Consider the following 25035-nt stretch of genomic DNA (forward strand, 5'->3'; position numbering starts at 1 on the left):
TGAGTGACCCTCTCGGGGGGCGCGTAAACGGCACGGGCGACGCGGCCACCCTCACGTCGCAGGCGCCACAACCCGCACGCACGGCCGCCGCCCGGCGGTCAGCCTGCCGTCTCGGGAGGGTCGTCGGAGTCCGAGGGCGGGCTCGGGGGCGGACCGAAGCGGACCCTGATCTTCTGGAAGCCCTTGAAGGCCTCGGTGGCCGCGTACGACTGGTAGGCCCGCCGGTCGGCCGGAGTGAGCTGCACCCGGTCGGTGAACGGGGTCAGCAGGCTGCGCGGCCACAGCCGCATGATCCGGACCACGCTGACCTCGGCCGTCATGAGGAAGATCAGTGCGCCGAGGTAGAGCCAGGCCAGCAGACCGAGGACGATGCCGAACAGGCCGTAGGTGGCCGTGGCGCCGTGCAGCACCTTGCTGACGTAGTAGGAGCCGCCCCACTGCAGCAGCTGCCAGGCGAAGGCGCCGCCGAGGACGGCGCCGAACAGACGGCGCAGCGGCAGCCGGCGCCGGATCAGGGTCCGGTAGATGAGCAGCAGCAGAGCCGCGTTGAGGACGACGGCCGCGGCCGCGGCGGCGACTCTGACGCCGGTCTCCAGCCGGGCGCCGAAGACGCTCGCCCGCGACTCCGCGACGGACAGCCCCGTGGTCAGGCACAGCCCGAGCGCGAGGATCGACAGGAACAGCAGGCCCCTGAGCCGAGACCGGAACGGATCGGGGCGCGCGTGCCGTGGCACGGCCCAGATCTTGTTCAGCGCGTGCTGTGCGGCCTGGGCCACGCCCAGGGCGCCGTAGAGGCTGCCCAACACGCCCACCACGAGGGCGACGCCGCTGCCGTGGAAGGAGTGGATGTTCTCGCCGAGCTGGTCGCCGATGACGGGGAATTCGCTGAGCGCGGAGTTCAGCACGCGTTCCCGCAGCTGGGGGTTGCCGCTGAGCAGCGTGCCGAGGACGGAGACGAGGATCAGCAGCAGCGGGAACAGCGACAGGAACGAGTAGTAGGTGAGGACCGCGGCGAGATAGGTCGCCTGGTCGTCGTAGAACTTGTACAGCACGGCGAGCGGCAGCCCCGCCCAGCGGTGGCGCCGCTGGTACGCGTCCACGCGGGCCGCGACTCCCATGGTCTGCCTCGTGCGCTCCGCCGGGCACCCGCCGGCACTACATGGCTTCCTGGTGGCGAGGATATGCCGAATGGCATGCACCCGCCACTTGACGGCTGACCGACACGAGGAGCCATTCAGCCGCATGCGCGTGCGCAACAAGCACGGTTACGGGATCTTTGACCGCGTAATTCCCATTCGCGGCTTTTCCCGTATCTGGAGTTGTTTCGATGACCGCACAGACGGAGCCGGCCACCCTCGTACCGGTCGAGGGGCGTCGCCACCCGGGGCGCGTGGTCGTGGCGTGGCTGACGACGACGGACCACAAGAAGATCGGGCACCTGTACCTGATCACATCGTTCGTCTTCTTCCTGATCGGCGGGGTCATGGCGCTGCTGATCCGTGCGGAGCTGGCACGCCCGGGCCTGCAGATCGTGTCCAAGGAGCAGTACAACCAGCTGTTCACGATGCACGGCACGATCATGCTGCTGCTGTTCGCCACCCCGACCTTCGCCGGCTTCGCCAACGCGGTCATGCCGCTGCAGATCGGCTCGCCCGACGTCGCCTTCCCGCGGCTGAACATGCTGTCGTACTGGCTGTTCCTGTTCGGCGCGCTGATCGTGCTGAGCAGCTTGCTCACCCCCAACGGGGCGGCGGACTTCGGCTGGACGGCCTACACCCCGCTCAGCGGCCCCGAACGCACCGTCCAGGTCGGTGGCGACCTGTGGATCATGGGGCTGGCACTGGCGGGGTTCGGGACCATCCTGGGTGCGGTCAACTTCCTCACCACGATCGTGTGCATGCGCGCCCCCGGCATGACGATGTTCCGGATGCCGATCTTCACCTGGAACGTGCTGCTGACCTCGGTCCTGGTCCTGTTCGCCTTCCCCGTGCTGGCCGCCGCCCTCTTCGCGTTGGAAGCCGACCGCCGCTTCGGCGCCCATGTCTTCGATCCGGCCAACGGCGGGTCGGTCCTGTGGCAGCACCTGTTCTGGTTCTTCGGGCATCCTGAGGTCTACATCCTCGCCCTGCCGTTCTTCGGCGTGATCACCGAGATCATCCCCGTCTTCGCCCGCAAACCGATCTTCGGCTACATGGGCCTGGTCGGTGCGACGATCTCGATCGCCGGCCTCTCGGTAACGGTGTGGGCCCACCACATGTTCGCCACCCAGGCCGTGCTGCTGCCGTTCTTCTCGTTGCTGACCTACCTCATCGCCGTGCCGACCGGCGTGAAGTTCTTCAACTGGGTCGGCACCATGTGGCAGGGCTCGCTGTCCTTCGAGCCGCCGATGCTGTGGGCGGCCGGCTTCCTCGTCACCTTCCTCTTCGGCGGGCTGACCGGCGTGATTCTGGGCTCGCCGCCGCTCGACTGGGAAGTCACCGACAGCTACTTCGTGATCGCGCACTTCCACTACGTTCTCTTCGGCACCATCGTGTTCGCCATGTTCGGCGGATTCAGCTTCTGGTGGCCGAAGATGACCGGCACCATGCTCAACCACCGCCTGGAGTACATCCACTTCTGGACGCTCTTCGTCGGCTTCCACACCACGTTCCTGGTCCAGCACTGGCTCGGCGCCGAGGGCATGCCCCGCCGCTACGCCGACTACCTGGCCGCCGACGGCTTCACCTGGCTGAACACGGTCTCCAGCATCGGCGCCTTCCTGCTGGGCCTGTCCACCCTGCCGTTCCTGTACAACGTGTGGAAGACCGCGCAGTACGGCGAGCGCGTCCAGGTCGACGACCCCTGGGGTTACGGCCGCTCGCTGGAGTGGGCGACCTCCTGCCCACCGCCACGCCACAACTTCACCACCCTGCCCCGGATCCGCTCCGAGTCCCCCGCCTTCGACCTGCACCACCCCGATCTGGCCGAGATCGACTACGCGGCCTACACCGGCAAGCGCGACGTCATCGAGGCACCGGGGCACCAGGGGCCCCCGCGGTGAGCGCCGCACCGGACGACAGGGCACCGCACGCCGAGGGCCCCGCCCTCGCCGCCGAAGTCGAGGGTTACCTGCTCGCCCACGCCGAGTACGACAGGGCGCACCGCGAAGCCGAGGCCCTGTGCGCCCGGCTCCCCTGGCTGACGACCGCACAGGCCGAGGACCTGGTGCGCCACTACGTCAGCCAGCGTCTCGACATCACCCGCCAGACGCTGGCCACCATCGCCCGGCGCGCCCGGCAGCTGCGGGACGAATACGAGGCCCGGTACGCCGCGCTGCGGCGCGCCCTGTTCAAGGCCCACGCGGCGTGCGCCTGCGCCCTCCTCGTCATCGCAGGCCTGATCACGGCCCTGTCCCCCCTGACACGCTGAGCACATCTCCCGCACACCTCCCCCTGTGATGCACGGCACAGGGGGCTGGACAAGTTTTTCCCAAAGCAATGATCGATGCGGCTGGCGCCTACGTACTTCCTGCTGTACAAGCCGCTCGCGCATGGAGGCAGCATGCCCATATCCCGCAACATCGCAGGAACCCTCTTCGTGGCCGGGGCGCTGGGCCTGACCCTCACCGCCCTCGCCTACCCCGCCATGCTCGGCGTCCAGACCACGTCCAGCTCTCCGGACCGCGTCATCGCCAACACCCAGTACGGGCCGCTGACCGAGTCCGACCGCGACTTCGTCGTCAAGGTGCGCTCCGCGGGGCTGTGGGAGTACCCCCTGGGCGAGATCTCGCTGCAGAAGGGCGCGTCGCCGGAGATGCGGGAAGCCGGCAAGCACCTGATCGTCGGGCACGCCGGACTCGACGAGTTGTGCCGCAAGATCGCCCCGGAGCTGGGCATCACCCTGCCCAACCGGGCGACACCGCAACAGCAGCAGTTCGTGGCGACCGCGCAGGCCGCGAACGGCAAGGAGTTCGACTCCACCGCCGCCAACATCATGCGGGTGACCCACGGCCAGATCTTCCCGGTGATAGCCAAGGTCCGCGCCACCACCAAGAACACGCTGGTGCGTCAGCTCGCCGACCTGGCCAACGACACCGTCCTGGACCACCTGACCATGATGGAGAAGACGGGCACGGTCAACTTCGACCAGGCCAACTTCCAGCAGACGACCCCGCCCAAGCTCCCCAAGGACCAGCTCACCCCGCCGGCGCCCCAGCCCGGAGAGCCGATGGTCGTCCTCACTCCGCGCCCGGACCTGAACATCAACACGGCCTCCCCCACGCCCAGTCCGTCGGCCAACTGACGTCCGCCCGCGCCACGGAATCCCCCGAGGGTGTTTCCGGCGAGCGCGCCCGGGGGACTCGTGCCAGGCTCGAAAGGCGAGTGAGCGCCGGGCCCGACGGGTGCCGGTGACGACAGGGCCTAGGAGGTCGGGGCATGACGCGTGGCAGCGCCGCGGAGGCCGGCGGGGCAGGCGAGGATGCCGTGCGCGCCAACCTGCTCTTCGGTCCGCAACCCGACGTGGCGAAGGCGGCCGGGTACACCGACACCCCGCCGCGCATGGGTTTCTTCACGGACACCTCCGTGTGCATCGGCTGCAAGGCGTGCGAGGTGGCGTGCAAGGAGTGGAACTCCGTACCCGAGGACGGCCTGGAACTGACCGGCATGTCCTACGACAACACCCAGGGGCTGGGCGCGGACACCTGGCGGCACGTGGCCTTCGTCGAGCAGCGCAAACCGCTCGGCGGTCAGGAGCCCGGTGCCGGTCACCAGGACGTCGACGTGTTCGACGCCGCCCGGAGCCTCGGCACCTCCCCCTCCTCCCCCGGCCCGGGAGCCACGGCACCCACGCCCGGCTCGGCACCCCCCGGCGCACCGGCCGGGGAGATCTCGCCCGTGTCGCCGGACGGACGCACCGAACTCCGGTGGCTGATGGCCTCGGACGTCTGCAAGCACTGCACTCACGCCGCCTGTCTCGACGTGTGCCCGACCGGCTCGCTGTTCCGGACGGAGTTCGGCACGGTGGTGGTCCAGGAGGACATCTGCAACGGCTGTGGATACTGCGTGCCCGCCTGCCCGTACGGCGTCATCGACCAGCGTCCCCGGGACGGGCGGGTGTGGAAGTGCACCCTGTGCTACGACCGCCTCGGTGTCGGGATGGAACCGGCGTGCGCCAAGTCCTGCCCCACCGAGTCCATCCAGTTCGGCCCGCTCGACGAGCTGCGCGAACGCGCCGCCGCCCGGGTCGCCCGGCTGCACGCCGCCGGCGTCACCGATGCCCGCCTGTACGGCGAGAGCCCCGAGGACGGTGTCGGCGGCGACGGCGCGTTCTTCCTGCTGCTGGACGAGCCGGAGGTCTACGGTCTGCCGCCTGACCCGGTCGTCACCACCCGGGACCTGCCCTCGATGTGGCGGCACGCGGCGGCGGCTGCCGCATCGCTCGCGGCGCTGGCCGCCGTCAGCTTCGCCAGGAGGCCACGATGACCGGATCGGACGTCACCCGCGACGGCGTGGAGGGGGCCCGCCCCGGACGCGAGGCTGTCACCGGCGCGGACACCGGACGCCGTCGGCGACGTCGCGGGCGCGGTGAGCGGGCCATGGTGCCCGAGGCACGGTTCTCCTCCTACTACGGCAAACCGATCCTCAACAAGCCGGTCTGGAAACCCCTCGACATCGCGGGCTACCTCTACCTCGGTGGCCTCGCGGGCGCGTCGTCGCTGCTCGCCGCCGGGGGCCAGGCCACCGGGCGGCCGGCGCTGGCCCGTACCGCGAAACTGGGCGCCGCGGGCGCGATCTCCCTGTCGCTGGCCGCGCTCGTGCACGACCTGGGGCGCCCGGCCCGCTTCGTCAACATGCTCCGCGTATTCAAGCCGACCTCACCGATGAGCGTCGGCTCCTGGCTGCTGGCCGGTTACGCGCCGCTGACGGTGGCCGCCGCGGCCACCGACGTCGCGGGCCGCTACCGCATGGCCGGGGCCGCCGCCGCGGCGGGCGCGGCCGTCCTGGGTCCGGCGGTCGCCACCTACACCGCCGTCCTGATCTCCGACACGGCGGTGCCTTCGTGGCACGAGGGCTACCGCGAGATGCCGTTCGTGTTCGCGGGGTCCGCCGCGAGCGCGGCGGCCGGACTGGGCCTGGTCGGCGCCCCGGCGGCGCAGGCGGGGCCCGCGCGCCGTATGGCGGTACTGGGTGCCGCCCTGGAACTCGGCGCCTTCCGGCTGATGAAGCGGCGCACGGGCCTGGCGGCGGAGCCGTACGAGCAGGGCAGGCCCCGTACGCTGCTGCGGGCCGCGGAGGCGCTCACGGCGGGCGGCGCCGCGCTGGCGGCCCTGGCGGACCGGCGTCCGGGCCGCCGTCTGTCGGCGATGGCGGGCGCGGCGCTGCTGGCCGGCTCGGCGGCCCTGCGGTTCGCCGTGTTCCACGCCGGTGTGGTGTCCGCCGAGGACCCCAAGTACACGGTCGTACCGCAGCGGGAACGGCTGGACGCCCGCGGTCGCTGACGGCCCGGCGCCCGGCAGGGCGGCCGTTTCACCGGCCGCGCGGCGGGTACCCAGGACCAGCCGGGCCGGAAGGAGATGGACGTCATGCCCAGCCGGAGCCAGGTGTTGGACCTGCTCTCGGACGGCCTCGACTACGAGGAGGCCGCCCGGCGGCTCGGCATACCCGCGGGGCAGGCCTTCCTGATCGCGACGGGACTGCCCGCGGACGGCGGCGGCACCCTCACCACCGCGGAGCAGCACCGCCCCGGAATGCCCCGGGAGTCCACCCAGCACCTGTCCAACCCGCCGGCCGAGAACCCCACCGGCAAGGACGCCGTGCGCCAGTGGGTCAGGCACCGCGCCGCCGCCGACCGGCAGATGCGGCGGGCGGCCGAACAGCGGGATCTCCGTCCCCCGGGCGAGCGGGCTCCCGGTGACGTGCACGAACTGACCACGGTGCTGACGCGCGACCACGACCGGGTGACGGCTCTGCTGAAGCAGGTGCAGGCGCTGCCGGGCGCCAAGAAGGGCGGCTCGAACGCCCAGCGGTCGCGCAGGGGATCCCTGGTCGGCCTGGTCGCCGAGGCGTTGCGGAGTCATGAGCCGGCCGAGCAGCGCCACCTCTGGCCGGCCGTACGGGAGGCGCTCGACGACGGGGACCGTCTGGCGGATCAGGGACTGCAGCAGGAACGGGAGGGCACCGGCACCCTCACGGCCCTGAGCGAGGCGTCCCCGGACACGGAGGACTTCGACGACCTGGTCGAGGAACTCGTGGACCGACTCCGCCGGCACGTGGCGTTCGAGGATGCCGTGTTCGCCCGCCTGCGGGAGAATCTTCCGCAGGCGGACCGGGAACGTCTGGGGTCCGGCGTCGTCCGCGCCTGGGAGGCCGCACGACGAGGAACCGAGCGGGAGGAGTAGCAGACATGGGCGTACGCACATGGATCGACTCCTGGCCGGTCTACCGCCAGCTCAAGGGCACCGACCCGCTGGGCCGCGGGGCCGCCGCCAAGAGCGCCGCCAGCGCGCGGCTCACGCCCCGGGTGGCCACCGCCGAACGGGTGGTCAAGTCGGTCTGCCCGTACTGCGCCGTGGGCTGCGGCCAGAACGTCTACGTCGAGGACGAGCGGGTCACTCAGATCGAGGGCGACCCCGACTCCCCCATCTCCCGCGGCCGTCTGTGCCCGAAGGGCGCGGCGAGCCTGCAGCTGACCACCGGCGACGCGCGCGAGCACCACGTCCTGTACCGGCGCCCGTACGGCACCGAGTGGGAACGTCTCGACCTCGACACCGCGATGGACATGATCGCCGACCGGGTGATCGCGGCGCGCCGGGCCGGCTGGCAGTGGGAGGTCGACGGGATCCGTACCCGGCGCACGCTCGGCATCGCGAGCCTCGGCGGGGCGACCCTCGACAATGAAGAGAACTACCTGATCAAGAAGCTGTTCACCGCCCTGGGAGCGATTCAGATCGAGAACCAGGCGCGTGTTTGACACTCCTCCACCGTTCCCAGTCTGGGAACCTCGTTCGGCCGCGGCGGCGCGACCACCTTCCAGCAGGACCTGCAGAACTCCGACTGCATCGTCATCCAGGGCTCGAACATGGCCGAGTGCCATCCGGTCGGGTTCCAGTGGGTGATGGAGGCCAAGGCCCGCGGGGCGAAGGTGATCCACGTCGACCCGCGGTTCACCCGCACCAGCGCGCTGGCCGACCTCCATGTGCCGCTGCGCGCGGGCTCGGACATCGCCTTCCTCGGCGGGATCGTCAACTACGTCCTGAGCAACGAGAAGTACTTCCGCGACTACATCGTGGCGTACACCAACGCGCCGGTGGTGCTGCGGGAGGACTTCCGGGACACCGAGGACCTCGACGGCGTCTTCTCGGGTCTGGACGCCGACAGCCGCAGCTACGACAACAGCAGCTGGCAGTACGAGGGCACGGAGACCCAGGCGGCCTCCGGCGAGCGCGACCAGGAGTACGAGGAGCGCACCCGTGGCGGCCGCTCGGTGTCGGAGGCGGCGCGCGGTGAGGCCCACGGTGCGGGCGGCGCCGCGATCCCGGAGGGCGAGCCCGAACGCGACGAGACACTGACCCACCCGCGCTGTGTCTTCCAGGTGCTCAAGCGCCACTACGCCCGCTACACACCGGAGATGGTGGAGCGGATCTGCGGGGTGCCGCAGGACCTGTTCCGCCAGGTGTGCGAACTGGTGACGGAGAACTCCGGACGCGAGCGGACCACCGCCTTCGCCTACGCGGTCGGCTGGACACAGCACACCGTGGGTGTGCAGTACATCCGCGCGGCCGCCGTGCTGCAGAGCCTGCTCGGCAACATCGGCCGGCCGGGTGGAGGCATCCTCGCCCTGCGCGGGCACGCCTCCATCCAGGGTTCGACGGACATCCCGACCCTGTTCAACCTGCTGCCCGGGTACATCCCGATGCCGCACGCGCACAAGAACGAGGACCTCGACGCCTTCATCGAGGCCGAGGCGGCCCACAAGGGCTACTGGGGCAACATGCGCTCCTACCTGGTGAGCCTGCTCAAGGCGTACTGGGGCGATGCCGCCACCCCCGGCAACGACTTCTGCTTCGACTACCTGCCGCGTCTGACGGGCTCCCACTCGACCTACGAGACGGTGATGGCCCAGCTGGAGGGAACCTGCAGGGGCTACTTCCTGATGGGCGAGAACCCGGCGGTCGGCTCGGCCAACTCCAAGATGCAGCGCCTGGGCATGGCCAACCTCGACTGGCTGGTCGTACGCGACTTCTCCCTGATCGAGTCGGCCACCTGGTGGAAGGACGGCCCGGAGATCGAGACGGGTGAGCTGCGCACGGAGGACATCCGCGCCGAGGTGTTCTTCCTGCCGGCCGCCGCGCACACCGAGAAGGACGGCACGTTCACCAACACCCAGCGTCTGCTGCAGTGGCACCACCAGGCGGTCGAACCGCCCGGCGAGGCGCGCAGCGACCTGTGGTTCACCTACCACCTCGGCCGCATCATCCGGGAGAAGCTCGCCGGGTCGGCCGACGGGATGGACCGCCCGGTGCTGGACCTGACCTGGGACTACCCCACGAAGGGCGAGATCGCCGAACCGGAGGCGGAGGCGGTTCTCGCGGAGATCAACGGCTACGACGCCGAGGGCAACCCGCTGGCGTCCTACGAGCAGCTGAACGACGACGGTTCCACCGCCTGCGGCTGCTGGATCTACTGCGGGGTCTACGCCGACGGCGTGAACCAGGCGGCGCGCCGTAAGCCGGGCAAGCAGCAGGACTGGGTGGCGAGCGAGTGGGGCTGGGCCTGGCCGGCCAACCGCCGCATCCTTTACAACCGCGCCTCCGCGGACCCGGACGGCAAGCCGTGGAGCGAGCGCAAGGCACTGGTGTGGTGGGACGAGGACAAGGCGCTGTGGGTGGGCCACGACATCCCCGACTTCGCGAACAACAAGTCCCCGTATCACCAGCCTCCGCCGGACGCCACGGGCGCCGAGGCGCTGTCGGGCACCGACGCGTTCATCATGCAGGCCGACGGCAAGGCCTGGCTGTTCGTGCCCTCCGGGCTCACCGACGGGCCGCTTCCCACGCACTACGAGCCGCAGGACTCGCCCTTCACCAACCTGCTGTACCCCCAGCAGCGCAATCCCGTACGGCAGTTGCTGCCGACGCACCCGGACAACCGCTACCAGCCCAGCGGCGACGAGCCGGGCACAGAGGTGTTCCCGTACGTCGCCACCACCTACCGGCTCACCGAGCACCACACCGCGGGCGGCATGTCGCGCTGGCAGCCCTACCTGGCCGAGTTGCAGCCGGAGTTCTTCTGCGAGGTGTCACCCGAACTCGCCGCCGAGCGCGGCCTGGAGCACACCGGCTGGGCGACGATCGTCAGCGCCCGGAACGTCATCGAGGCGCGGGTGCTGGTGACCGACCGGGTACCGCCGCTGACCGTGCACGGCCGCACTCTGCACCAGGTCGGTCTGCCCTACCACTGGGGGCCGAACGGCTACAGCACGGGCGACGCGGCCAACGAGCTGGTGCACATGTCCCTCGACCCCAACACCCACATCCAGGAGACGAAGGCGTTCGCCGTCGACATCCGGCCCGGCCGGCGTCCCAGGGGCCCGGCGGCCGTCGAGCTGGTGCGCGCCTACCGGGCCCGGGCCGGCATCGACGACCACACCGGTACGGAGGTCTGAACCACCGTCGTGGAGCTCACTTGAGTACCACCGAGTGCGTTCCGCGCGGGACGAGTTCCCCGATCACCGGCGCGCCGGGTACCTCCCCGGCGACGAGCAGGCCGCCGGAGGTCTGCGCGTCGGCCAGCAGCAGGCGGGTGTCGGCGTCCGTGTCCCCGAAGTCGGTGTGCGGGGCGACCCATTCGAGGTTGCGCCGGGTGCCTCCGCTGACGTAACCGTCCCGTACGGCTTCCCGGGCGCCGTCCAGGTAGGGCACGGCGGCGGTGTCGACCACGGCGGTGACACCGGAGGCACGGGCCAGCTTGTGCAGATGGCCGAGGAGGCCGAAGCCGGTGACGTCGGTGGCACAGGTGGCCCCGGCGGCGAGGGCGGCCCGGGATGCGTCCCGGTTGAGGGCGGCCATCGTGGCGACGGCCTGCTCGAACCGTTCACCGGTGACCTTGTGCCGGTTGTTGAGCACACCGATGCCCAGGGGCTTGGTCAGCGACAGCGGCAGTCCGGGCCGGCCGGCGTCGTTGCGCAGCAGCCGCTCGGGGTCGGCGACACCGGTGACGGCCATGCCGTACTTCGGTTCCGGGTCGTCCACGCTGTGCCCGCCGCCCACGTGGCAGCCCGCCTCGGTGGCGACGTCCAGTCCACCGCGCAGCACCTCGCGGGCCAGGTCGAACGGGAGCCGGTCGCGCGGCCAGGCCAGGAGGTTCACGGCCAGCACGGGCCGGCCGCCCATCGCGTACACGTCGGACAGGGCGTTGGCGGCGGCGATGCGCCCCCAGTCGTAGGGGTCGTCCACGACCGGGGTGAAGAAGTCGGCGGTGCAGACGATCGCCGTTCCCCGGTGGGTGACCACGGCCGCGTCGTCGCCGGTGGCGAGGCCGACCAGCAGCGGGGTGTCGCCCCCGGCGAGCGGTGGCACGGTCAGCCCCGCGACCACCTCCTCCAGCTCTCCGGGCGGGATCTTGCAGGCGCAGCCGCCGCCATGGGCGAACTGCGTGAGGCGGACGGTCTCTTGGCGGGTCGGTGTCATACCTGTCTCCTGGGGCACTAGCCTGGCGAGCGGTGGAGGCGTGTGGGTGCCTGGTGGCCCTCCCGGTCTTCAAAACCGAGGTGTCCGAGGATCTCGGGCAGGCGGGTTCGATTCCCGTCCGCCTCCGCTGCCCGGCTCGGGCCGGCAGCGCCGGCGCTGGTCGTCCACCCGCTCGGTGCGTCCCTGCGCGTCCAGCAGTTCCAGGAGCGGCACGGCCACCCTGCGCGTGGTGTCCAGGGCCCGGCGGGCCTCGCTGAGTGTGAACGGCTGGGGCAGCCGGCGCAGGACGTCGGCGGCCCGGGCGTCCGCTCCCGGAAGCAGCACGATGCCCTCGGCCACCGCCAGCAGTGCTCCCGCCGAGACCGCGGCGGCCATCGCCTTACGGGTGAGCCCTAGTTCCCTCAGGCGGTCGGCGTCCGGTGCGCGGAACGGCGTCCGCGTCAGCTCGCGTCGTACGGCGTCGACGGCGGTCTGGAGAGGCGGTGGCAGTGCCGGCCGGAGGCTGCCGGGACCGTACAGCCGGCCTTGCCGGCGCAGCAGCCGGGCCCGGCCCGGTGTCTCGGCGAGCGCGTCCACCAACGTCCGGTCGGGCAGGCCGAGCAGGCGCCGGGCCGCCTCGGTGGGCAGGCCCGGTTCCAGCGGGTGTTCCTCGGCGTACCGCTCCACCTCGGCGGCCAGACGCTCCCGCAGTGCCGCCCAGTGGGTCTCGTCGACCAGCCATTCCCCGGCGACGGGCGCTGTGGGCGGCGGCACTCCCATCGCCAGCAGCTCCGAGCGGCGGACGAGCCGTCGGCGCCGCAGCTCCGCGGCACCGTCCGGGCGGCCGGTCATGGCCGCCAGTTCCGCCGCCCTGGAGCGTCCCGCGCCCCGCCGGGCCAGTCGCGGCGGGCGTACGTCGAGCACGGTCACCCCGCACGGCCTGCGCTGCCCGCCCGGCTCCCGCAGCACGGCCCGGTCCCCGACACGCAGGGGCAGGGCCCGGTTCAGGGTCAGCCGGGCGGTGTCCTCGCCCAGTGGGCGGACCGTCGCCGGGACGGCGGCCGTACCGATGTGGAGGGTGACCGTGCGGGGCAGGTCGGCGACCGGTTCTCCGGTGACGCGCACGTCGATCAGGTCGGTGAGCAGCCAGCGGTCCGGGGTCAGCAGCACCTGTCCCCGCCGCAGGGCGCCGTCCACGGAGCCGTGCACGTTGACCGCCACCCGCGCCACACCGCTGACGGCGGACCGTTCCTCGTGCAGGCACTGCAGCCCGCGCACCTTCAGCGGGGCCGGGCCGTCGCCCGTCACCAGCCGGTCACCGGCGCGCAGGGTGCCCGCGCCGAGCGTGCCGGTCACCACGGTGCCGTGGCCGCGTACGGTGAAGGCGCGGTCCAGCCAGAGTCGCACGTCCGCGTCCGCGGGCGGCACCGGCAGCGAACGGGCCAACCGGGCCAGTTCCGCGCGCAGTTCGTCCAGTCCGGCGCCGGTCACCGCGCTGACCGCCACCGACGGCACGGTGCCGAGCGAGGTGGCGGCCAGGCGCTTCACGGCGTCGGCGCGCACGGGCCCGGGGTCCGCCAGGTCGCTGCGGGTCACCGCGAGCACGGCGTGGCGTACCCCGAGCGCGTCGAGGATCGCCAGGTGTTCCTCGGACTGCGGTTGCCAGCCCTGGTCGGCGGCCACGACGAACAGCACGGCGGGCACGGGTCCGACCCCGGCCAGCATGGTGGCGACGAACCGCTCGTGTCCCGGCACGTCGACGAAGGCCAGATGGTCCCCGTCCGCGCCGAGCCGGGTCCACACGAAACCGAGGTCGAGGGTGAGCCCCCTGCGCCGCTCCTCCTCGAAGCGGTCGGGTTCCATCCCGGTCAGCGCCCGCACCAGAGCGGACTTGCCGTGGTCGACGTGCCCGGCGGTGGCCAGCACCCGCATGGCGCCTACCTCCCCGCCGCCGACCGCACTGCCCCGGCCAGCCGCTCGTCGTCCTCCGGTGGCACCGTCCGCAGGTCGAGCAGACAGCGCCCCGCCTCCAGACGCCCGACGACGGGGACGGCGCCGGTGCGCAGCGCGGCGGCGTAGGACTCGGGCAGGGACAGGGCGGCGCTGGGCAGCGTCACCCCGGGGGCGCCGCCGCCTCCCACGGTCGCCGTGCTGTCGACGGCGTGTACGTCGATGCCGTCGGCGCTCAGCGCCTCGGTGAGCTCCTCGGCGCGGGCCATCAGCTGTTCGGGGTCGGCGGCCAGGGCGGCGGCCGTCGGGGTCCGCGGGCCGGTGAGCGTGGCCTCGAGCGCGGCCAGGGTCAGCTTGTCCACGCGCAGGGCGCGGGCCAGGGGGTGCCGGGAGACGGTGCGGACCAACTCCGCGTCGCCGAGGAGCAGTCCGCACTGCGGGCCGCCCAGCAGTTTGTCGCCGCTCGCGGTGACCAGCGAGGCACCGGCCCGCAACTGGGTCTCGGCGTCGGGCTCCTCTGGCAGCGATGGGTGGGGGGCGAGCAGCCCGGAGCCGATGTCGGAGACCACCGGGACGCCCAGTGGCGCCAGTTCGCCGGCATCGGCGGCGCGGGTGAAACCGGTGACGCGGAAGTTGGAGGGGTGCACCTTCAGCACGAACCCCGTCTGAGGTCCGATCGCGGCGGCGTAGTCCGCGGCGGTCGTGCGGTTGGTGGTGCCGACCTCGCGGAGCCGGGCCCCGGTGGAGACCAGAAGGTCCGGGAGCCGGAAGCCGTCGCCGATCTCCACCATCTCCCCCCGGCTGATGACGATCTCCTTGCCGGCGGCGAGCGCGGTGGCGACCAGCACCAGCGCGGCGGCTCCGTTGTTGACGACGTGCGCCGCGGCGGCGGAGGGCACCCGGTCGCACAGCGCCTTCAGAGCCGTGCGACCGCGGCGGGCCCGGACGCCGGTGTGCAGGTCCAGTTCGACGTCCGTGGGCCCGGCGGCCTCCAGCACCGCCTGCCGGGCGGCGGCCGACAGTGACGCCCGGCCGAGGTTGGTGTGCAGCACCACCCCGGTGGCGTTGATCACCGGGCGCAGGCCGCCGGCGGTGCCCGGGAGCAGGGCGAGGGCTGCGTCCCGCACCCGCTCCGGCGGAATGCTGCCGTCGCGTGCCTGCTCCTGCGCCTGCCGCACGGCCGCCTTCACCACGCGCGGCCCCAGCCGGCCCGCCGCCTCCGCCAGGCGCGGATCGCTCAGCAGGGTGTCGGTGCGGGGAATGCGCCGTCGCGTGTCGACCGCGCCGCTTCGCCGGGGCGCGTGTCCGACGCCGGACGCGACCGCCCCGGTCCCGCCACCGGCTCCCTCCGGTGTGACCCCCTGCTCCATACGGCCCCTGCCTCTCCGGCCCCGGCCCGGCTGTCCGAGGAAAACCCATCGTCTCCCAGTGCCCACGGCCGCCCGCTCGACACGCCGGGACGACAGGGCCCCGGGCCGTACGCGGAGTAGCTCGGCATGCGGGCCCGGCCCCCGGGGGCGAGGCTGGTGCCATGGCCGAGCGTCGAGTGATCGTGTACCCACCGGGCGAGAGCGGCGGCCGGCGTGTGCGTACGGACGGTGAGATCCTCGGCACCGCCTATTCGCTGCATGACTTGACGGTCTTCCTGCAGCACGCGGGGCTGGAGGGCGTGGACGAGGTGGACGTGGCCGACTCGCCCTTGATCGAGTGGCACGGCGGTGGCCCCGAAGTGTGGGAGAGGGAACGCTGACGGCTTCAGATCGATCGGTCCCGGTGCGCGCAGCGGTGCTATGAAGGGAACATGAGGGTACGTTTCGGGCGAGACCGGACCCAGGCGCGGCCCCCGCCCGCCGCACACGCGCCTGAGCGCCGCGCTTCCGTGCTGAACCCTCGCAGTGCGGCCGGGCAGGTGTTCCTTCTTCAGATCGTGATCGTGGTGTTGCTGGTCCTGGCCGCGATGGCGAGCGTGGTGCTCCAGGCGGCGCGGGACGCGCTGCAGCAGGGACGCCGCGTGTCGGTCGTCGCGGCGCAGTCGTTCGCGAACGCGCCCGGTGTGGCCGAGGCCCTGCGCAGCCGGGACCCGTCGGCGGTCCTGCAGCCGCGTGCCGAAGCGGCGCGAAAGAAGGCGGGCGTGGATTTCGTGGTCGTCACGGACACGAAGGGAACTCGTTACACGTACCCCTACCCGAAGGAGATCGGGCAGAAGTTCGTCGGCGACATCAAACCAGCGCTGGAAGGCCGTACCGTCATCGAGCAGGCCGGTGGGCCGCCCCTTCCCGCCGGCAAGGGCACGGCCGTGCAGGCGGTTGTCCCGGTGAACGACTCGCACGGCACGGTCGTCGGCCTGGTTTCGGCGGGCATCACGGTCACGAACGTGTCACGCCTGTGGATGCCGCAGCTGCCGATCATCGTCGGCAGCGGCGCGGCGGCGCTGGCACTGGCCGCGACGGGGACCACGCTGGCGTCGCGGCGACTGCTGCGGCAGACGCGCGGCCTGGCCCCGGTGGAGCTGGCGCGGCTCTACGAGCACCACGAGGCGGTGCTGCACGCGGTGCGGGAAGGGGTGCTCATCACCACCCCCGACGGGCGGCTGCTGCTGGCCAACGACGAGGCCCGGCGGCTGCTGGGCCTGCCGGCCGAGGCGCAGGGGCGCCCGGTGCGGGAGCTGGGGTTGCCGGAGCAGATCACGCGGCTGCTGATCTCGCCGGACGCGGTGACCGACGAGGTGTATCTGGCGGAGGACCGGCTGCTGGCGGTGAACAAGCGGCCCACGTTCCCGCACGGGGGCCCGGGAGGCAGTGTGGTGACGCTGCGCGACACCACCGAGCTGGCGGCGGTCTCGGGACGGGCCGAGGTGGCGCGGGAGCGGCTGAAGCTCCTCTACGAGGCGGGGCTGCGGATCGGGACGACGCTCGATGTGGGGCGTACGGCGCAGGAGCTGGCGGACGTGACGGTGCCGCAGTTCGCCGATCTCGTCACCGTCGATCTGCTGGATGCCGTGCTGCGCGGTTGGGAGCCGACGGCGGAGGGATGGCGGCACCTGCGGCGTACGGCGATCAGCGGGGACCGGCAGGTGATGCCGGTGTACCCCATAGGCGAGATGATCACGTTCTCGCCGGGGACCCCGCAGATGCACGCGCTCCAGGAGGGCCGGGGGATGGTGGAGCCGGACCTGCGGCAGGCGCACGGCTGGCGGGCGCAGGATCCGGAACGCGCCCGCAAGGCGCTGGAACTCGGGCTGCATTCGCTGGTGACCATGCCCTTGCAGGCTCGGAACGTGCCGCTCGGCGTGGTGAACTTCTACCGGACGACGGACTCCCCCGCGTTCGAGCCGGACGACCTGTACTTCGCGGAGGAGCTGGCCGCGCGGGCGGCGGTGGCCATCGACAACGCCCGGCGGTTCACACGCGAGCACGAGATGGCGGTGACGTTGCAGCGCAGTCTGCTGCCGCGGGGGCAACCGGAGCAGGACGCGCTCGAGGTGGCCTGGCGGTATCTGCCGGCCGCGACGGGGGTGGGCGGGGACTGGTTCGACGTCATCCCGCTGCCGGGCGCACGTGTGGCGCTGGCGATGGGCGACGTCGTCGGTCACGGGCTGCACGCGGCGGCGACGATGGGACGACTGCGCACGGCGGTGCACAACTTCTCCACGCTGGACCTCCCCGTGGACGAGGTGCTCGGGAACCTGGACGACCTGGTCGCCCGCATGGACAACGAGGAGGACGCCGACGAGGCCGCCGACGGCCGCGAGGGCGAGGGCGTGACCGGAGCGACGTGTCTGTACGCGATCTACGACCCGGTGACGGGGGCGTGCACGATGGCCCGCGCCGGGCACCCGGAACCGGTGGTGGTGCGTCCGGACGGAACCGTCACCTGTCCCGGCGTACCGGCGTCGGCACCGCTCGGCCTGGGCGGCTACCCCTTCGAGACCGCCGAGCTGCGCTTGAGCGAGGGTTCCCAACTGGTGCTCTACACCGATGGTCTGGTGGAGGAACGCGCCCGTGACATCGACGTCGGCCTGGATCGGCTGCGCCGGGCGCTGGGCGCTGCCGGAAGGCGCAGTCCGGAGGAGACGTGCCAGGCGGTGATCGATGCGGTCGGGCCGGCGCGCCCCGCCGACGACATCGCCCTGCTGGTGGCGCGGACCCGGCTGTTCCCGCGCTCGTGCGTGGCCGAGTGGGGCGTGCCGCCGGACCCGGCGGTCGTGCCCGCGGTCCGGACACGGTGCAGGGACAAGTTGCGGGAGTGGGGGCTGGAGGGGATCGGGTTCACCACGGAGCTGATCATCAGCGAGTTGGTCACGAACGCGATCCGGCACGGGTCGCCGCCGGTGACCGTGCGGCTGCTGTACGGGCGCTGCCTGATCTGCGAGGTGGCGGACGGCAGCAGCACCTCGCCGCGGCTGCGGCGGGCGGCCACCACGGACGAGGGCGGGCGGGGGCTGTTCCTGGTGGCGCAGTTCGCCCAGCGGTGGGGGACGCGTTACACGGCCCAGGGCAAGGTGATCTGGGCGGAGCAGACCCTCCACGACGGCGCGTCCGCCGCGACGGATCCCACGCCGGTCGACGTCCTCCTGGAACAGTTCGGCGACCCCGCCATGTGAGCGCGGATCTCCTCCTCGGGCGCTCACAGCAAGGACCGCTTGCCCGACTACCCGACCGTGGTGGCGCCGGGCCGGCACCCTGAGCCGCACCCGCCCGAGGATGACCGGGTGAAGGCACCGATCAGCCGCCCCAGCCCGCGGCCCTTTCCCACTACGACCGAGCCGGGCGACCCCTTCGCCGTCCTCGGGTGGGAGCCGGGGGACGCTATTCCGTCTCCGTGTCGGCCTCGCCGCGAAGCTGCCCTTCTTCTCCGCGACCGCTCTGGCCGGCGAGCAGGGGGGAGCGGGTCAGCAGTGTCACGGCGATGGCCACGACGGCTGCCCCCGCGACCGACAGGATGGTGTAGACGCCGCCCCGGACCGCTTCGCCGAAGACGAAGACGCCCCACAGGATCGCGACGACCGGGTCGGACATCGTCAGCCCGGGCTGGCTGGCGAGCAGCCGTCCGGCGTGCATCGCGGACTGCAGCAGGAACATCGCGCCGGCGCCGGCCACGATCATGGCGTAGAGCTGCCAGCTGGTGAACAGCGCGCCGATGCCGTGGGTGAACGCCTCCGTCATGCCCTTGATCAGCGCGGCGGTGAACCCGAAACCGCACCCGGTCGCCACGCCCAGGAGGGCCGCCTTACGGGCCCCGGGATCGGCGAGACGGGCCCACACCACCATGGCGGCGACCAGGAGCACGTTCACTCCCGAGGCGATCGCCCACCTCAGAGCGGTGGCGTGTGCGGCCGAGCCCTGTGAGGGGGACAGGGAGAACAGCAGCCCGGCCAGGCCGGCGGCCATCATCACCGAGGCGCCCCATTCCCGGACGCCCAGCCGGCTCCTGAACACCAGCGATGCCAGCAGCAGGGTGGCGGGCAGTTCCAGCACCAGCATCGGCTGCACCACGGAGATCTGGCCGTTGCCCAGCGCCGCGGCCTGCAGCAGGAATCCGGCGATGATCGAGAGGGCGCCGGCGAACCACACCGGCCGGTGCAACAGGTGCCGTACGAGCCGCCAGCTCAGGCTCTCGCTCTCCGGGCGGTCCCGTGCCGCCTTGCGCTGCAGTACGGAGGCCAGGGCGTTCGCGATCGCCGCCAGGACGGCGAGCAGCACACTCAGCACGGCGCGCCGCCCCCGGGTGCCACCGCCCCCGCAGCGACGATCATGTCTCCTCCACACCAGGCCGGCAGGGCTGCGGGCGCCCCACGAACTCAAGTCCACGGCGTCGAGCGGAGGCCCGCAACCGCGGGGCCGCCGTCCGGGAGGCGCGGCCCGGTGATCGGCCAGCGGCCGCCGTCCGGAACCGGTCACCCTCGAGCCGTCCGGTACGCCCGGAGACGGCAGCGGTGCCTCCCGCCGCACTCTCACGACGGCGACAAGGAGTTGAACGCGGCGACGACGGTTCCGCCGCCTTGGACGTCGTCCGCGTCGGCATCGACGGCTGAAGGGCCGGCGGCCGCCCCGCCTCAGACGGAGCCGGCGTTGCTCGGCGGGTAGGACGGACGCATCGGCACCGGGTGTTCGGGGACCGGCAGCGGCGGCAGCGCCGCCTCCTCCACCCACGCACGGAACAGGTCGTCCAGGGGACGGGACGCGAACCGTGCGGCGTGGGCGGTGAAGGCGCCGGTCGTCACGGTCCCGCCCCGGTGCACACCGGCCCAGCCGCGCAGCATCCGGAAGAAAGCCTCGTCGCCCAGCGCGCAGCGCACCACGTGCAGCACCAGGCCGCCGCGTTCGTAGAGGCGGTCGTCGAACATCCGCTTGCGGCCCGGGTCGGCGAGTCGCAGGTCCTGGGGCAGCGAGGACAGCTTCCGGTGCGCCGTCGCGGCCAGTTGAGCGGCCGTGGGTCCTCCGGACCGCTCCGACCAGAGCCATTCCGCGTACTTCGCGAAGCCCTCGTTGAGCCAGATGTGCCGCCAGTCGGCGACGGTCACGCTGTTGCCGAACCACTGGTGGGCCAGCTCGTGCGCCACCAGTCGCTCGGAACCGCGGGCGCCGTCCACGTGGTTGGCGCCGAACAGCGACAATCCCTGTGCCTCGACGGGGACGTCGAGTTCCTCCTCGGTCACCACCACGGCGTACTCGCCGAACGGGTAGGGACCGAACAGCTCCTGGAACAGGGCCATCATGGCCGGCTGGCGCGCGAAGTCCCGGGAGAACCGCGGGAGCAGGGGCGCCGGGATGTGCGCATGCTGTGGCACACCGTCCTCGCCCGGATCGCCGAGCAGCACGGTCTGGTACCTGCCGATCGACAGCCCGACGAGATAGCTGGAGGTCGGCGCGGGCTGGTCGTACACCCAGGTCGTCGTCGACGCCTTCGTCGTGCGGGTCAGCAGGCGCCCGCCGGTCACGACCGAGTACGCCGACGGCGTGGTGACCGAGATCTGGTAGGACGCCTTGTCCGCCGGGCGGTCGTTGCACGGGTACCACGAGGGCGCCCCGACCGGCTGGCTCGCCACCAGAGCCCCGTCCTGCAGCTCCTCCCAGCCGACGCCGCCCCAGGGGGTGTTGACGGGCTTGGGATTGCCGGACCAGTGCACCTCGACGGTGAACGCGGCACCCGCCCGGACGGGCTTGGACGGGCGGACGCGCAGCCGGCCGCCGCGGTGCGTGTAGTGCGCTGCCCGGCCGTCGACCTTGACCCGGCCGACGCGGAAGTCGGCCAGGTCGAGCTGGAACTCGGTGAGCGGGGCCCGGCCCGCTATGGCGTTCAGACGCGCCGCCCCCGCGAGCCGGTTGGGGCCGGGGCGGTAGTCCAGCGTGAGCTCGTAGCGGTGGACCCGGTAGCGGGGGTCGCCGTTGTCGGGGAAGTACGGGTCTGCTTCCGCCTTCTGCTGAGGGCTCACTGGTGCGTCTGCTCCCTGCGCTGTGCTCGTACGTCGTGCCGGTGCCCCGTCCTCCGGCCCGATACGGGTCACGTCGCTCGCTTCCGGGGGCGCCATGCCTCGATCGGGTTGCCCAGCCAGCGGGTGTCGTCGGGCACGGACTCCGCCGCCATCACCAGGGAGGCGGGACCCAGCGTGGTACGGGCCCCGACCGTGCTGCCGGGCAGGACGATTCCGCCAGGACCCAGCGTGGCGCCCTCACGGAGGACCACAGTATCCGTCCGCAAGATCCGGTCGTGGAAGAGGTGGGTCTGCAGGACGCAGCCCCGGTTGACCGTGGCCCCGTCCCCCAGCGTCACCAGGTCCGTCTCGGGAAGCCAGTAGCTCTCCAGCCACACTCCCCTGCCGATCCGGGCGCCGAGCCCGCGCAGCCACAGCGTCGTCAACGGCGTGCCCGGCACCGATCCGGCGAACCACGGCACGGCCACGACCTCGACGAAGGTGTCCGCCAGTTCGTTGCGCCAGACGAACGAGCTCCACAGCGGGTGCTCCCCGGCCCGGTGGCGGCCCACGAGCAGCCACTTCGCCACGACGGACACGGCACCGGCCACCAGCCCCGCGCCCAGCAGCACCACCCCGCACAGCAGCCAGGCCCAGCCGCCCAGCGCGCTGAGCGCCGCGGCCGTCAGCACGGCGAGCCCGGCCGAGCAGAACACCGGCACGATCCGGCACAGCTCCACCAGCCCGCGCGCCCACAGCAGCCGGGCCGGCGGTTCGTAGGTGCGGCTCCGGTCGCCGTCGGAGACCGCGCGCGGCAGCTTCACCGGCGGCAGGCCCAGGTAGGAGCTGCCCTTCTTGGCCTTCTTCGGCGTCGCCGACAGCACACCGACCAGCCCGCCGTCCGGCACGCTGCGGCCCGGTGCGGTCATCCCGGAGTTCCCGAGGAACGCCCGCCGGCCGATCTCCGCGCGCCCGATCCTCACCCAGCCGCCGCCCAGCTCGTACGGCGCGGTCAGCGTGTCGTCCGCGAGGAACGCCCCGTCGCCGACCGTGGTCAGACTCGGCAGCGCCAGGACGGTCGACACCTCGGCGCCCCGCCCGATCCGCATCCCGAGCAGCCTCAGCCACACCGGAGTGACCAGTCCTGCGTACAGCGGGAAGAGCATCTCGCGCGAGCGGTCCATCAGCTGGGTGACCGTCCAGGCCTGCCAGCCGGTCCGGCTGTGCGTCGGATGTGTGCCCTCGCGCAGTCCGAGACTCGTCAGCCGTACGGCGACCAGAAGCGACAGCGCATACGTCAGACCGAAGGCGAGCGTCGCGGGCACCAGTGCCACGGCGGCGCCCCGCAGGGCCGCGCCGAGACCGGCGGCCGGGTCGACGAAGAGGTGCGCCACCAGGAGCGCGGCCAGCCCCGCCGGCACCGGCAGCGCCGTCAACGCGAAGCCGGTGACGCCGTACACGGCCCGCCACCCCGTACCGCGGTGCGGACGCTCCTTGGGCCAGTTGTGCTTGGCCCTGCCGAGCTTGACGGCGGGCGCGCCCGCCCAGCGCTGACCGGTCGGGATCTGACCGACGACGGCCGATCCGGGGGCGACCTCGGCGCGCTTGCCCACGCGCGCGCCCGGGAAGAGCATGCTGCGCGTGCCGACCACGGCGTGCGCCCCCACCTTGACCAGGCCGATCTCCAGCACGTCGCCGTCCAGCCAGTGGCCCGCCAGGTCCACCTCGGACTCCACGGCCGCGCCCCTGCCCAACTTGAGCATGCCGGTCACCGGCGGCAGCGAGTGCAGGTCCACGTCCGCACCGATCTTGGCGCCCAGGGCACGGGCGTACCGCTCCAGCCACGAGCCCGTCAGCGAGGTGGCCCCGCTGAACTCGGCGAGCCGTTCGGCGGCCCACAGCCGCAGGTGCACTCCGCCGCCGCGGGCGTACCGGCCGGGCTCGACGCCCCGCAGCAGCAGCCGGGCGCCGCCCGCGGCGATCGCGAGCCGCCCCGGCGGGCTGAAGAACAGCAGCGCGCCGGCCGCCACGGCCCACCAGGAGGTCGTCGGCGCCCACGGATACGGGCCGAACCAGTGCAGGACGTTGCCGAGCGCGGCCAGCGCCACGGTCCAGCGCAGCCCCAGCACGGTGAACAGGGGGACCAGCAGGAGGAGCTGGAGTGCTCCGGCCCGCGCCGGAACGGGAGCGATCACGCGCTGCGCCCCGTCGTCCTGTGCCGACTCCTCCAGGTGGCGGGCCAGTTCGCGCAGTCTGGGCTGCTGGTAGATGTCGAGGACGGCCGCGCTGGGATAGCGGGTGCGCAGCCGGGTGGTGAGCTGGGCGGCGGCCAGGCTGCCGCCGCCGATCGCGAAGAAGTCGTCGGATGCGCCGGTCACCGGGATGCCGAGGACCTCGGTCCACTGCTCGGCGAGCCAGGCCTCCGTGCCGTACAGCTGGGCGGCGGGGCCTTCCAGGCCCTCCAGCGGCCAGGGCAGCGCGCCCCGGTCGACCTTGCCGGACGTGCGGGTCGGCAGGTCGTCGACGGGTGCGAGCAACGGGACGAGCGCGGCGGGCAGTTCGGCGCGCAGCCTCTCGACGGCCGCCGTGTGGTCCCAGCCCTCCTGGGTGACGACGTAACCGACGAGGAGCTGGTTGCCGCTGCGCGCGGTCCGTACGGCCGCGGCGGCGCCGGCCACCCCGGGCAGGGCCTGCAAGGCCGCGTCCACCTCGCCGAGTTCGATCCGCCGCCCGCCGAGCTTGATCTGCTCGTCGGCGCGCCCGAGGAAGATCAGGCCTTCGGGCTCGGCGCGGACGAGGTCCCCGCTGCGGTAGGCGCGTTCCCAGCCGAGGGATACAAGGGGCGCGTACTTCTCGGCGTCCTTCTCGGCGTCGAGGTACCGGGCGAGGCCGACGCCGCCGATCACCAACTGGCCGCTCTCCCCCATCGCCACCGGCTGCCCGGCGTCGTCCACGACGGCCAGTTCCCAGCCGTTCAGGGGCAGCCCGATCCGGATCGGCTCCTCGCCGGTGAGCAGCGAGGCACAGGCCACCACGGTCGCCTCGGTCGGCCCGTAGGTGTTCCAGACCTCGCGTCCCTCGGTGACCAGCCGCTGCGCCAGCTCGGGCGGGCAGGCCTCGCCGCCGAAGATCAGCAGGCGGACGTCGTTCAGGGCCTCCGGCTCCCAGAGCGCGGCCAGCGTCGGCACCGTCGAGACGACGGTGATCTCCTGCTCGGCCAGCCAGGGGCCGAGGTCCGCGCCGCCGCGCACCTGCGCGCGCGGTACGGGCACCAGGCAGGCCCCGTAGCGCCAGGCCAGCCACATCTCCTCGCAGGAGGCGTCGAAGGCGACGGAGAGGCCCGCCATGACCCGGTCGCCGGGCCCGATCGGTTCCTTCGTCAGGAAGAGGTCCGCCTCGGCGTCCACGAACGCGGCGGCACTGCGGTGACTGACGGCGACGCCCTTGGGTTTCCCGGTCGAGCCCGAGGTGAAGATGATCCAGGCGTCGTGCTCGACGCCGGGGCGGGCGGCGGGGACGTCGGACGTGCCGGTGGCGGTGATCCGGTGCCCGGCGCCCACGACCGCGCGCACCTGCGCCTCACCGAACACCAACTCGGCCCGCTCGTCCGGGTCCTCCGCGTCCACGGGAACGTAGGCGGCACCCGCGGCGAGCACGGCGAGGATCGCCACGTACAGGTCGTTGGTGCCGGACGGGACGCGCACGCCGACCCGGTCGCCGAGACCGACACCCGCGTCCGCGAGGCGCCGGCGGAGGTTGTCGACCTCGACGGCGAGGGAGCGGTAGGTCAGGCAACGGCGGCCGTCGTCGAGGGCCGGCTCGTCGGGGTACGCGCGTACGGAGGCGTCGAGGATGTCCACGAGCGTCCGCGGCGCGGCGGCGGGGGCGGAGCAGAAGCGGGCGCGGTCATCGAACCGGGCGTGCATCTCGTCGTCCGACGGGGCGACTGCGGGGCCTTGCCGGAGGGCTGCCATCGGGTCCTCACGTGTCGTTCCCGGAGGGTTCCGGGCGCTGGTGGGCCCGC

15 protein-coding genes, 1 tRNA gene and 1 pseudogene are annotated in these 25035 nt (G+C 72.6%); 10 read left to right on the forward strand and 7 right to left on the reverse strand.

The features are described from left to right. Positions 1–98: 98 nt before the first annotated feature. Entirely contained in the window at positions 99–1118 is a 1020-nt protein-coding gene (locus tag ACFYZE_RS27840; RefSeq protein WP_388999607.1) for a YihY/virulence factor BrkB family protein, read from the reverse strand. 209 nt (positions 1119–1327) lie between these two features. Between ACFYZE_RS27840 and ctaD the strand changes: the two genes are divergently transcribed. The 7 genes from ctaD to fdh all read left to right on the forward strand — a co-directional run bounded on the left by ctaD (position 1328) and on the right by fdh (position 10644). Then, positions 1328–3040, forward strand: a complete 1713-nt coding sequence (ctaD, locus tag ACFYZE_RS27845; RefSeq protein WP_388999610.1) for a cytochrome c oxidase subunit I — start codon at positions 1328–1330, stop codon at positions 3038–3040. Continuing rightward, positions 3037–3408 carry a hypothetical protein gene (locus ACFYZE_RS27850; RefSeq protein WP_388999613.1) on the forward strand — a complete coding sequence of 124 codons (372 nt, stop codon included), beginning with the start codon at positions 3037–3039 and terminating at the stop codon, positions 3406–3408. Before ctaD ends, ACFYZE_RS27850 begins: the two co-directional genes overlap by 4 nt. Before the next feature lie 132 nt (positions 3409–3540). After that, positions 3541–4281, forward strand: coding sequence for a DUF4142 domain-containing protein (locus tag ACFYZE_RS27855; protein ID WP_388999616.1), 741 nt, complete (start codon positions 3541–3543; stop codon positions 4279–4281). Between the two features lie 134 nt (positions 4282–4415). Beyond that, on the forward strand, positions 4416–5462 hold the full coding sequence (locus ACFYZE_RS27860; protein ID WP_388999619.1) for a 4Fe-4S dicluster domain-containing protein: 1047 nt from the start codon (positions 4416–4418) through the stop codon (positions 5460–5462). Next, a complete protein-coding gene (nrfD, locus tag ACFYZE_RS27865; RefSeq protein ID WP_388999622.1) occupies positions 5459–6478 on the forward strand; it encodes an NrfD/PsrC family molybdoenzyme membrane anchor subunit in 1020 nt (339 codons plus the stop codon). Before ACFYZE_RS27860 ends, nrfD begins: the two co-directional genes overlap by 4 nt. 84 nt (positions 6479–6562) lie before the next feature. Further along, positions 6563–7378: a hemerythrin domain-containing protein gene (locus ACFYZE_RS27870; protein ID WP_388999625.1), complete on the forward strand. Its 816-nt coding sequence runs from the start codon at positions 6563–6565 to the stop codon at positions 7376–7378. A gap of 5 nt (positions 7379–7383) precedes the next feature. Next, positions 7384–10644 carry a formate dehydrogenase gene (gene fdh, locus ACFYZE_RS27875; RefSeq protein WP_388999628.1) on the forward strand — a complete coding sequence of 1087 codons (3261 nt, stop codon included), beginning with the start codon at positions 7384–7386 and terminating at the stop codon, positions 10642–10644. 16 nt (positions 10645–10660) lie between these two features. Here the strand turns inward: fdh and selD are convergent, their stop codons facing one another. Beyond that, positions 10661–11668: a selenide, water dikinase SelD gene (selD, locus tag ACFYZE_RS27880; RefSeq protein ID WP_388999631.1), complete on the reverse strand. Its 1008-nt coding sequence runs from the start codon at positions 11666–11668 to the stop codon at positions 10661–10663. A gap of 34 nt (positions 11669–11702) precedes the next feature. Between selD and ACFYZE_RS27885 the strand changes: the two genes are divergently transcribed. Then, a tRNA-Sec gene (locus ACFYZE_RS27885) sits at positions 11703–11796 on the forward strand. Between the two features lie 34 nt (positions 11797–11830). Here ACFYZE_RS27885 and ACFYZE_RS27890 read toward each other — a convergent pair. Then, positions 11831–13579 (reverse strand): annotated as a pseudogene (locus tag ACFYZE_RS27890) (SelB C-terminal domain-containing protein); the annotation flags it as partial. Between the two features lie 5 nt (positions 13580–13584). Further along, positions 13585–14967, reverse strand: a complete 1383-nt coding sequence (selA, locus tag ACFYZE_RS27895) for an L-seryl-tRNA(Sec) selenium transferase (RefSeq protein WP_388999634.1) — start codon at positions 14965–14967, stop codon at positions 13585–13587. A 161-nt stretch (positions 14968–15128) separates the two neighbouring features. On the opposite strand from selA, the gene ACFYZE_RS27900 reads away from it, so the two are divergent. After that, entirely contained in the window at positions 15129–15347 is a 219-nt protein-coding gene (locus tag ACFYZE_RS27900; RefSeq protein WP_388999637.1) for a hypothetical protein, read from the forward strand. 51 nt (positions 15348–15398) lie between these two features. Continuing rightward, positions 15399–18200: a SpoIIE family protein phosphatase gene (locus ACFYZE_RS27905; protein ID WP_388999640.1), complete on the forward strand. Its 2802-nt coding sequence runs from the start codon at positions 15399–15401 to the stop codon at positions 18198–18200. Between the two features lie 205 nt (positions 18201–18405). On the opposite strand, the gene ACFYZE_RS27910 is transcribed toward ACFYZE_RS27905, so the two are convergent. The 3 genes from ACFYZE_RS27910 to ACFYZE_RS27920 all read right to left on the reverse strand — a co-directional run bounded on the left by ACFYZE_RS27910 (position 18406) and on the right by ACFYZE_RS27920 (position 24985). Next, the gene (locus ACFYZE_RS27910) at positions 18406–19308 is read right to left on the reverse strand and encodes a DMT family transporter (RefSeq protein WP_388999643.1); all 903 of its coding nucleotides are present in this window, start codon (positions 19306–19308) and stop codon (positions 18406–18408) included. Positions 19309–19652: 344 nt separating this feature from the next. After that, positions 19653–21032, reverse strand: a complete 1380-nt coding sequence (locus tag ACFYZE_RS27915; protein WP_388999646.1) for a M1 family metallopeptidase — start codon at positions 21030–21032, stop codon at positions 19653–19655. A 68-nt stretch (positions 21033–21100) separates the two neighbouring features. Further along, entirely contained in the window at positions 21101–24985 is a 3885-nt protein-coding gene (locus ACFYZE_RS27920) for a Pls/PosA family non-ribosomal peptide synthetase (protein ID WP_388999649.1), read from the reverse strand. Positions 24986–25035: the final 50 nt, after the last annotated feature.

Origin of the sequence: Streptomyces sp. NPDC001796 (assembly GCF_042892355.1) — a bacterium.
In the GTDB taxonomy this organism is placed as follows: Bacteria; Actinomycetota; Actinomycetes; order Streptomycetales; family Streptomycetaceae; genus Streptomyces.

Excerpts from the sequence above, each read along its gene's own strand:
- ctaD (WP_388999610.1), top strand. The coding sequence starts at position 1,328 with ATGACCGCACAGACGGAGCCGGCCACCCTCGTACCGGTCGAGGGGCGT.
- ACFYZE_RS27900 (WP_388999637.1), top strand. The coding sequence starts at position 15,129 with ATGGCCGAGCGTCGAGTGATCGTGTACCCACCGGGCGAGAGCGGCGGC.
- ACFYZE_RS27840 (WP_388999607.1), bottom strand. The coding sequence starts at position 1,118 with ATGGGAGTCGCGGCCCGCGTGGACGCGTACCAGCGGCGCCACCGCTGG.
- nrfD (WP_388999622.1), top strand. The coding sequence starts at position 5,459 with ATGACCGGATCGGACGTCACCCGCGACGGCGTGGAGGGGGCCCGCCCC.
- ACFYZE_RS27855 (WP_388999616.1), top strand. The coding sequence starts at position 3,541 with ATGCCCATATCCCGCAACATCGCAGGAACCCTCTTCGTGGCCGGGGCG.
- ACFYZE_RS27905 (WP_388999640.1), top strand. The coding sequence starts at position 15,399 with ATGAGGGTACGTTTCGGGCGAGACCGGACCCAGGCGCGGCCCCCGCCC.
- selA (WP_388999634.1), bottom strand. The coding sequence starts at position 14,967 with ATGGAGCAGGGGGTCACACCGGAGGGAGCCGGTGGCGGGACCGGGGCG.
- selD (WP_388999631.1), bottom strand. The coding sequence starts at position 11,668 with ATGACACCGACCCGCCAAGAGACCGTCCGCCTCACGCAGTTCGCCCAT.
- ACFYZE_RS27920 (WP_388999649.1), bottom strand. The coding sequence starts at position 24,985 with ATGGCAGCCCTCCGGCAAGGCCCCGCAGTCGCCCCGTCGGACGACGAG.
- ACFYZE_RS27860 (WP_388999619.1), top strand. The coding sequence starts at position 4,416 with ATGACGCGTGGCAGCGCCGCGGAGGCCGGCGGGGCAGGCGAGGATGCC.
- ACFYZE_RS27870 (WP_388999625.1), top strand. The coding sequence starts at position 6,563 with ATGCCCAGCCGGAGCCAGGTGTTGGACCTGCTCTCGGACGGCCTCGAC.